Origin of the sequence: Bacteriovorax sp. BSW11_IV, assembly GCF_000447755.1 — a bacterium.
Classification (GTDB): Bacteria; Bdellovibrionota; Bacteriovoracia; order Bacteriovoracales; family Bacteriovoracaceae; genus BSW11-IV.
The window spans coordinates 22,044-31,593 of record NZ_AUNE01000006.1; the positions used below are offsets into that span (position 1 = coordinate 22,044).

A 9,550-nucleotide genomic window follows, 5' to 3' on the forward strand; every position below is an offset into this window, starting at 1 on the left:
ATCCGACAAGAAAGCTAAAGTATTTAAGGAAAAAATATGACAAACACCCCTCTGAAAAATAGCCTTGTAACGACTGAGTATTTTTGGTCGGTTTTAAAAGGGCTAAACGCTGTAACTACATCTTGTGATATTGAAGAATTTTTAGAAAGAACAGGCGCAAGCTTTTCTGAATTTCATGAAGTTTGCGAGTTTATGAAAAATATCGATTTTCCCTTTGCTCTTGAAAATGTTGGCGATAAGACTCATCTTGTTCCTACGAGAGATTGGCTAACTGTAAATATGGATTTTAGTCTAATTGATTGGTTGGCCATGCAGGCGACTTTTTCTGAGGCCCAGTTCAATGGAAATAATCCAGCGTTTTCCACTTTAAATGAAAAGCTAAATTCTATTGCTGAATACTACCCTGATTTTGATATTGTTAGCGCGCTAGAAAGTTACTGGCAAAAGGCAAAAAGCATGAATGAAGTTCCAAGTGAGTATGAGTCGTTTTTTTCGACTCTACAAGATGCGATTAGTACTGGTGTTGGCCTTGATATCAAAACACATTCAGGACGTACGATGGTGGTTTATCCTCATCAAGTTGTCTATCTTGAAGGTGTTTTATCTATTGTTGCCGAAGACTGTGATGATCGCTGTTTAGTATTTTTAGGATTAAATGAAATTGAAAGAGTTGGCGCGTACGATGAAGAGTATTCACCTAATTTTTCATCAATTGAAGTGAAGGACTTTATCAGTGCAATGAGAGTTGTGACAGGTGATGAAGTTCGACTTGTTTTAAAAGTTCAGGCAGAAAAGCATATTGAACTAAATCCAAAATTCCATTTTTTAGGAAATCCTTATATTACACAAAATTTTGACGGAGACATTATTTGGGCCGCTTCTGTAGAGGTCTCAAATGAACTTTTTGAATGGCTCTATGAAATTCGAGAAGGTGTTGAAATTCTAGACCCAGGTCATTTGAAAAGTGATTTTGCCGCTTACTGCGCCACTCGCTATTCTGATGATATGACAGAGTTTAAAAAAGTCGCATAGTCATAGAACTCTCTTCGTGTTACTCTCATTATGATGAGTAACACGAATATAAATAAAAATTTCTTTCTCCTCTCATTTCTTCCGGCCATCGCCTATTGGTACCTTGAAGAAAATCATCCCGTCCATATCGCAGTCATTGGTGGCCTAATCTTAGCGGTTATTGAAATTATTTTAGAGAAAATTTTCACTCGTCACGTTCATACTCTTTCAAAACTAAATTTTGGACTTATTCTCGTACTAGGTTCATTGTCCGTTTTTGCTCATGAAGGTGTGTGGTTTAAGCTCCAGCCCTTCTTTACAGGTATCGCACTTTTTAGTTTTCTAATCTATAAATTGAAGACAGGTGAAGGACTCTTAGAAGAGATGTCTGAACTCATGGGAACAAAAAAATTGCCGAATTTCATTTTGCGTTCAATGGAATGGCATATGGCCTTTTTCTTGTTGGCCTATGGATTTTTTATGGGGGGACTTGCTATATATTCAGATACGGGAACGTGGACTTTTTTTAAGACTATTGGCTTTTACTTGGTCTTTTTCGTTTTTATGATTGGTGAGATGGTTCTTATTAGAAAAAAACTCTCTAAACTTGTTAGAGAGCATGAACTACTTAAACATCATTTTCAAAATCGTTCATAATTTGAGTTTGAACTTTTACCGATTCTGTATGGATGAGGTTGTATAATTCCTCAATATATTTTTCTTTTAATCCGTATGATTTTCCAAGTTGAACTCTTTCTTTCATAAGAGAGTCCATTCTTGATAATTGCAGAGGAGTGATATTGTTATTCTTCTTTTCAATTCCAATCTCTTTAACAATTTCCATTCTCATTTTTAAAGATTCAAGAATTTCTTTATCAATGGCATCGATTTGTCTTCTAAGTCCGCTTAGACGAACTTCAAAATCCGCTGTACCACCGTCTTGTGTTCTAAGATGTAATGAAGAAATAATATTTTTAAGCATATCTGGCGTAACTTGTTGAGAGGCATCTGACCATGCCTGATCTGGAGTCAGATGGGTTTCAACCATTAAACCATCCATGCCAATATCCATACTCTTTTGGCAAACTTCACCAACTAAATTTCTATTACCCGTGATATGGCTCGGGTCGCAGATGATAGGAAGGTTTGGCAATCGTCTTTTTAATTCGATAGGAATTGACCACATAGGGTTATTTCGCCACTTACTTTTTTCTGCTGTTGAAAAACCGCGGTGGATGGCCCCTAATTTCTTAATACCTGCTCCATGAAGTCTTTCAAGAGCTCCTAGCCAAAGAGCGAGGTCAGCATTAATGGGATTTTTAATGAGAACTGGAATATCAACGCCTTTAAGAACGTCTGCAATTTCTTGAACTGCAAATGGGCTAACTGTTGTGCGTGCACCAATCCAAAGAATATCAATGCCATTTTTGAGGGCAAGTTCAGTGTGCTCAGCATTGGCAACTTCAGTTGTAACTAAAAAGCGTGTTTCTTTTTTGACCAGGGCCAACCACTTAAGTGCTGGTTCTCCATGGCCTTCAAAAGCATAGGGTCTTGTTCTTGGCTTCCAAGCACCGGCCCTGAAGACTGAAACTTGATTGTTTTTTTCAAGCTCCTTGGCCGTCGCAAGAACCTGTTCTTCACTTTCGGCAGAGCAAGGGCCAGCAATAACCAAAGGTTTTGTCCCAAAATCAAACCAATCTACAAGTGGAGTTAAGTCCATATCCAAGCGAGTCTCCTATAAAATTTTCGCTAATTTAGCACATCTCAGTACTTATAGGACGAGTTGGAAAAAATTTCAAAGAAAAAGGCCTTTTTCATAGGAAAAATTACTAGGAGGGTCAGCATCTAGCGGAAATTCTGCTAATGTGGGCCAAACAATCAACATTGGATCATTATGAAGTTTTGGATTGTTATGACCTTCGCCCTATCGGGGTTTCTGGGTCATGCCCAAGAATTTGTTTTTGAAGAAGTGAGCTCACCAACTGCGTCCGAAAAAATAGATTTTGGACACGTTAACCTTTCTGTTATTTCTGGCCATTATTTTCAAAGAAAAGAACAGGATTTGACTGTTGATGGAACCTACTCAAAGTCATTTCATTGGGAGCATTTTGAAACTTCATTTGGTGTTCAAACTGAAGGTGGACGTTTCCATTTATACGAAACATTTTTAGGTCTAAAGAAAGAAGGGCTGCAGATTCGTGTCGGCCAACAAATTATCAATTGGGCCAGAATTGATTTCTTTTCGTCCTTTGAAAGTATTAATACAACGAACTTTGAAAATCCCTTTATTCGTGAAACTAAGTATCAAAAAAGTGGAAACCCGCTTATTTACACAAACTATGGTCCACTTCATATTTTTTACGCTCCAAAAAAGCATGTGAGTTATTTACCTGATGAAGATTCTAAATGGAGCTTCTTTCAGAATTCAAAATTACTTGGGATTGAAGAAAACTCTTCATTGAAGTTAATCCAATATGAAAATGAACCAGAAACTAAGAAAGAATCATCTTTTGGTGCAAGGTTGCAAAAAGATCTAGGACAAAGTGATTTTGCCATTTCATTTGTAAAGACGACAAGTCAAATTCCTACTTATATCTTAAAAGGAAATAAGCTTGTCCCTCAATTTCCTAAAGTACAAATTATTGGTGCTGATTTTTCAACGAGTATATCTCATTATGTTCTTAAGGGGGAGTTGTCTTTCACAAACGATCTTCTAGTTACAAAAAAAGATTTCTCACAAGTTGAAACATTGGGGACAAATGCGGCCTTTAGTCTTGAGGGAAATCCTTTTGAGAGTGCGTGGAAAATTAAAGTAACTATGGCCTATCAACTATTAGATACATCCGAGATCATCTACGAGATGAAAGAGGAGCTTACAGGGCACTATGAAGTTGAAAAGCTTTTATTAGATGAAAAGCTAACGCTTAATATCGGAATTCTAAATACATTTAATGACACAAGTTATGGATTGATCTTTAAAGTGAAATACAATTTAAATGACAATATAGAATTATCAATTAAGGCCAGTTCCCTTGGCGGTAAAGGCAGAGGACCTCTGGCCTTTTATGATATGAACAGGGCCTTGTTTGCTCAAGTAGAGATAGATTTATGATTAAAAAATGGCCTTATATTTTAGTTGTATTATTGATGACATTATTTCCAATTTTCTTTATGGGTAACGTTGCCTTTGATAATACAATTAGAAGCTATGCTCCACTTAAGAGTGATCATTTTATAAGTTATGATCATTTTCGTGATGTGTTTGGCAGCGATGAAGTGTTGGCGATTATTGTTGATATTGATGGATTCACATCACTGCCTCTTCTAGAAAAAATCGCAAAAATTATGCCTAAAATTAGAAAGATTGATGGAGTCAATCGCGTCTATTCACTTTTTGATCAAGATTATATTGAAGCAAATTTTGATGGCCTAAAAGTCTCTCCGATTCTTGATGGCGATTCCTTAGAAAGTGAAAATATAGAGTTTTGGAAAAATCGTGCACAAAATGCATTTGCGGCAAAAAAACTACTCATATCACATGATGCCCATTATATGAGTATTGCTCTTGAGCCGACAAAGGATCTCACGACAATGCAACGAAGGGCCGTTCGCGATGAAGTACTCTCATTGTTTAAGGACGCTGGTATTCAAGATAAAGTCCACGGACTAGCAGGACCATGGGCCATTGATGTAAAGTCTTTTGAGACAAGTTTCTTCGATCTTTTGAAATTCATTCCCTTTACTTTGGGTGTGGCCTTTCTTTTACTTTGGCTCTCTTTCCCAAAGTTAGGACCACTTGTTCTATCAATGATCCTCATCAATTCAATTTCATCTGCTGCAATGGGATTATTTGGTGTTTTTGAAATACCTTTTACGATTATTTCAAGCATGGTTCCAACTCTATTAATGGCACTAACAATTGCTTCGTTCATCCATTATTTTAATATGGATAGAGTGGCCAGTGGGCTTGGTCATGTTGGGAGAAAGAAAGTTCACTTTATTCTAGAGCACATCAAGAAACCGACAATGTTTACAGGGCTGACGACAATTTGCGCGCTCTTGACTCTTACATTAAATGAAATCCCACCCATCAGAACTTTTGGATTGATTACTGCTTTTGGGACCGTGGTCATCGTTTTTATTACATTGAAAGTACTGCCTGAACTCATGGAAGTCCTCTCTCCAGTAGAGTGGAAATCTGAAGCAAGAATTTTTACTATGATGGGGCATATTGTTAACAAAATTTCTAATCATGCGACAACATATCCAAGGGCCACTGTTATAGGATGGTTCGTTCTTTTGCTTGGTTTAAGCCCAGTCATTTTAAATATAAAAGTGGAGTCTAATTTATTAAAGTTTTTTAATGAAGATGACGCCATCACTAAAGAAACGAATTTCTTTCAAGAAAACTTTAGTGGAACAGCAGTCCTTGAAATTATTTTCGAAGATGAAAATATTCTTAAATCACAAAATCTCAAAGAGATTCGTGCTCTCCAAAATAAACTAGAGAGCTATAGTGAAATTGATAAGACTCTCTCCGCAGTTGATTTTGTAGAGAGAATGAATGCTTCATTCCAAAATGATGAATCTAAAAATATTATTCCAGAGAGTGATGATCTAATTGCCCAATACTTATTCATTTATGATGGGAAGGATTTATCTCGCTTTTTGAATGAAAATCAAGACAATATTCGTGTTGTTCTAAACGTGAATCGTCATAATGTGACCGAGATTGAAGCGTTAATTGAACGAATAAAAGAAGACATTCATATTCTAAGTCCTAATTTAAATTACTCTTTTTCAGGACAAGGCCATATCTTTGTAAAGCAAAATGATCTTCTCGTTCATGGACAAACAAAAACGCTGTGGGTGAGCGTTGTCATTATCCTGATCATTTTGACTTACTTGTGGCGCTCATTGATTGATGGATTCTTTACTCTGGTTCCAAATGTTATGCCTCTTTTAACTCTATTTATCGTGATGGGGATTTTTGATATTTGGTTGGATATGGGAACGGCCATGATTGCCAGTGTCGCTGTTGGTATTGCAGTGGATGATACGATTCATATTTTTTCTACTTACCGAAAACGTATGTCTGTCACAAATGATGCAAGATTGGCCATTCAAGAAACGATGGAGCTTACCGGAAAGGCCGTAACGGCCACCACCATAATTTTGTGTGCACAATTTTTTATTTTAACTCTCTCTGGATTTATCCCGACGAGAAATTTTGGACTTCTAACTGGGACAGGTTTATTAATGGCCCTTTTGTCAGATATCCATTTATTACCGGCCATGATTCAATGGCGCTATGGGAGTAAGAAATGAAATTCTTAATTATTTTATTTTCTTTTAATTCGTTCGCTATGACGGGAGTCGAGTTGGCGCAAAAAGTATATGACAGACCCGATGGTAATTCATCATGGTCAAGTGTTGTGATGAAGCTTGAAGGAAAAGGAAGAGAAGATAAAGAGAGGACACTTGAAATTATTCGTCGTGATAATCAAAAAGGAAGTGTGTCTTCTTTAATAACATTTAATTCACCAAAAAGAGTTCAAGGAATTAAGCTTTTAACTGTAGATGAAAAAGGTGAAAATGTTAGTCAAATGATTTACCTCCCAGCTCTTAAGGCCAGTAAAAGAATTGCTAGTTCTAGCAAGGATGGCCGCTTTGTAGGAAGTGAAATCTTTTATGAAGATTTAAGAGATCGTGTTGTTTCTTATGATAATCATAAACTTCTAGCTGATGGAAAATTTATGGGCAAAAGAGATTGCTATAAATTGGAGAGCCTTCCAGTAGATGTAAAGAATTCCACTTATTCGAAAAAGTTAAGTTGCATTGATAAGGAAACATTCATTCCGCTTGAAATAGAGATGTACGATCAAAAAGGATCTCTATGGAAAGTTTTCAAAGTGAAATCGATGAAAAATATCAATGGCATTTGGACTGTTATGAGTAGTGAGATGAAGGATATTCAATCAGACAAAGCAACAACTCTCATTATCAATGAGATTGAATATGATTCAAAAAAAGTCCCAAGTGAAATTTCTTTAAAATAATTAAGTGTGGAAGATCGCCGAGTTCTTTTCGTTCTCGCGAACTTCTACTTTGATAACTTTCACACGACCATTTGTCTTTTTAGAAACCATGTCATTAACGTGTTTATAAACAAATTGGGCCGTGCCTTCCATTCCAGCATTTGGTAGAACGCGCATTTGAATGACACCTTCTTGGTCTAATTTAGTGAAAGTGTCTTTGTAAGGATCGTCTTCTGAAACAAGGAAAGTGTGATCGAACATATGGTCGAGCCACTCTTTAACATCTTTGAGACCGCCGAAATCCATGACCCACATTTCTTGTGTTAGTTCATTGCATTCAAACTCAAAATGAAATGAGCGTGAATAGCCGTGAACGAAGCGGCAGTGACTTTCTGCTCGCCACTGTCTGTGCGTACAAGGGAAACCGTAAAAACTCTTTGTCGATGTAAACTTTGCCATGACTGTATGTTAATGTATGATGAGGAAGGCGACAAGATGATATAGGTTATGTCTAAATATTTTGATAGCTTGGAGCGTTAGCATGAATATTATTGATCCAAAAATTGAACAATATGCCATCGAGAAGAGTACAACGCCTACTCTTTGTGGTGAAGTTGAAGAGCATACAAGAGCAACGCAAAGACTCCATCATATGATGGTGGGAAAGCTAGAAGCGTCAGTTTTAGGTATGCTTATTAAGTCTATGAAGGCAAAGCGCGTCCTAGAGTTTGGAACGTTCACGGGTTACTCTGCATTGGCCATGGCCGAGTTCTTACCAGAGGACGGTGAAATCATTACTGTCGATATGAATAAAGAGACCACAGAGCTTGCCCGCTCTTTTTGGGATAAAACACCTGTGGCCGGCAAAATTAAGGCGCTTAATGGTTCTGGGGCGGAAGTTCTTGAATCTTTGGCCAATGAGAAGTTTGATCTCATTTTTGTCGACGCTGATAAGCGTGGCTATATGAACTACTTTATTAAAGGACTTGAGATGCTTAACGATGGCGGTGCCGTTGTTATTGACAACGTTCTTTGGAGTGGAAAAGTCGTAGAAGGTTTTATTGCTGATCAAGAAGAAGATCGTCAGACGGCCCATATTAAAGAATTTAACGACTACGTCGCTAGTCGTGCTGATCTTTTCAAAACTTATTTGCCAATTAGAGATGGGATCTACGTTGTTTTAAAGAACGCTTAAAAGTAAAAGAGGAATTCACATTTACATGGCTCCTGCCTTTGCAAAAAATGAATTCCTCTTTCGTCGTTGTTGGTTGGCCTAAATTTATAGGCAGCTCTTAATTTCGACTGTGGTGTGGTAGTCGTTAGGTCCGTCAATATAATCGATGTAAAGCTTCGAGTTTTTAATAACAGGGTTTTCAAACCACTCTTCATCGAAGTTTAATCTGTTGGCCTTAATAGCGGCCTGTAAAAGTGCCTTAGCGGCCCTTGTTGTTCCAACAAAACAAGTTTCCTTGAAATCACCTTCAACAGTAGCGTCACTACTTTCAAAGTAATTTACATAAGAGTGGTTGTACTTAATGTTAAAAGCGGCCTTGAAGGATTTAACAGATTTGTTCTTCTTGTTTAGAATTTTCTTTGATTCTGTTAAATAAGAAATGTAACTATCATGATCACCATCTTTTCTTGCAGCAATGGCCTTTTGAAGAAGTTCTGAAGCTTCTGTCATTTGCTCAACAGTAGCATCTTCATAAACTTTAAGCGTTGTTGTCTCTGGAAATTCAACAGCGGCCGCGTTTAAAGTTAAAAAAGAAAGTGTGATATAGATTAGTTTTTTCATCGTGTTCCCCTAAGTCCATGGGTTTTTACCTTGGGGTGAACTATACGACTAATATAATTTATAGAAGTATTTCGTAGAATTATTAGATAGATTAAGGGTGCGTTACAAAAATGTTGCAAAGCACCCTTATAGATTTTAGATAATTAGATAGTGCCTTCATTAACAAAACTGTCTGTGGCCTCAATGAGAGCATGTGTGATGCCGTGCTCTGAAAGAGAGTGACCTGCATCTGCGACCATAACAAATTTTGCTTCTGGCCATGCTTTGTGAAGCTCCCATGCACTTTCTGGCGGGCAAACAACATCATAGCGCCCTTGAACGATGATGCCCGGAATGTGACGAATATTTTCAATGTCTTCTAATAATTGGTTCTCACTTCTAAAGAAGCCCTTATTTACAAAGTAGTGACATTCAATGCGAGCAAATGCATCCGCAAATTCATCGCCACCAAAGCTCTCAACCATACCAGGGTCTTGAATGAGTTTTGAAGTACTGCCTTCCCAAACAGACCATGCTTTGGCCGCTTCAGAGCGAACGTTAGCATCTGGGCTTGTGAGTCTTTTGTGAAATGCGCTGATAAGATCTCCTCTTTCATTTTCTGGAATTGGAGCAATGTATTTCTCATAGGCATCTGGATAAATTTTTGAACAACCTTCTTGATAAAACCATAGCAGCTCTTTTTGTCTTAGCATGAAAATCCCTCTTA

The 9,550-nt window shown here is 37.4% G+C and carries 10 protein-coding genes; 6 read left to right on the top strand and 4 right to left on the bottom strand.

Features of this window, described 5'->3' with window-relative positions:
- Positions 1 to 36: 36 nt before the first annotated feature.
- Together M899_RS02020 and M899_RS02025 are read left to right on the top strand one after the other, a co-directional pair.
- On the top strand, positions 37 to 1,032 hold the full coding sequence (locus tag M899_RS02020; protein ID WP_021269709.1) for a WYL domain-containing protein: 996 nt from the start codon (positions 37 to 39) through the stop codon (positions 1,030 to 1,032).
- Between the two features lie 30 nt (positions 1,033 to 1,062).
- Positions 1,063 to 1,668, top strand: a complete 606-nt coding sequence (locus tag M899_RS02025) for a septation protein IspZ (protein WP_021269715.1) — start codon at positions 1,063 to 1,065, stop codon at positions 1,666 to 1,668.
- Here the strand turns inward: M899_RS02025 and M899_RS02030 are convergent.
- Positions 1,640 to 2,737, bottom strand: coding sequence for a chorismate mutase (locus M899_RS02030; protein ID WP_021269723.1), 1,098 nt, complete (start codon positions 2,735 to 2,737; stop codon positions 1,640 to 1,642). The genes M899_RS02025 and M899_RS02030 overlap by 29 nt on opposite strands.
- A gap of 168 nt (positions 2,738 to 2,905) precedes the next feature.
- On the opposite strand from M899_RS02030, the gene M899_RS02035 reads away from it, so the two are divergent.
- Genes M899_RS02035 through M899_RS02045 form a run of 3 tightly spaced genes read left to right on the top strand, consistent with a single transcriptional unit; the run spans position 2,906 to position 7,070 of the window.
- Positions 2,906 to 4,123, top strand: coding sequence for a DUF1302 family protein (locus M899_RS02035; protein WP_021269735.1), 1,218 nt, complete (start codon positions 2,906 to 2,908; stop codon positions 4,121 to 4,123).
- Positions 4,120 to 6,339, top strand: a complete 2,220-nt coding sequence (locus M899_RS02040; RefSeq protein WP_021269719.1) for an efflux RND transporter permease subunit — start codon at positions 4,120 to 4,122, stop codon at positions 6,337 to 6,339. The genes M899_RS02035 and M899_RS02040 overlap by 4 nt, the downstream gene beginning before the upstream one ends.
- On the top strand, positions 6,336 to 7,070 hold the full coding sequence (locus M899_RS02045) for an outer membrane lipoprotein-sorting protein (RefSeq protein WP_021269734.1): 735 nt from the start codon (positions 6,336 to 6,338) through the stop codon (positions 7,068 to 7,070). The genes M899_RS02040 and M899_RS02045 overlap by 4 nt, the downstream gene beginning before the upstream one ends.
- On the opposite strand, the gene M899_RS02050 is transcribed toward M899_RS02045, so the two are convergent.
- The gene (locus M899_RS02050; protein ID WP_034727425.1) at positions 7,071 to 7,508 is read right to left on the bottom strand and encodes a 6-carboxytetrahydropterin synthase; all 438 of its coding nucleotides are present in this window, start codon (positions 7,506 to 7,508) and stop codon (positions 7,071 to 7,073) included. It lies immediately after the preceding gene.
- An 82-nt stretch (positions 7,509 to 7,590) separates the two neighbouring features.
- Between M899_RS02050 and M899_RS02055 the strand changes: the two genes are divergently transcribed.
- A complete protein-coding gene (locus tag M899_RS02055) occupies positions 7,591 to 8,244 on the top strand; it encodes an O-methyltransferase (RefSeq protein ID WP_021269731.1) in 654 nt (217 codons plus the stop codon).
- 84 nt (positions 8,245 to 8,328) lie between these two features.
- Here the strand turns inward: M899_RS02055 and M899_RS02060 are convergent, their stop codons facing one another.
- Positions 8,329 to 8,844: a hypothetical protein gene (locus tag M899_RS02060; protein ID WP_021269727.1), complete on the bottom strand. Its 516-nt coding sequence runs from the start codon at positions 8,842 to 8,844 to the stop codon at positions 8,329 to 8,331.
- Positions 8,845 to 8,987: 143 nt separating this feature from the next.
- A partial coding sequence (locus tag M899_RS02065; RefSeq protein ID WP_034727444.1) for an alpha/beta fold hydrolase occupies positions 8,988 to 9,550 on the bottom strand: 563 nt, incomplete at its 5' end.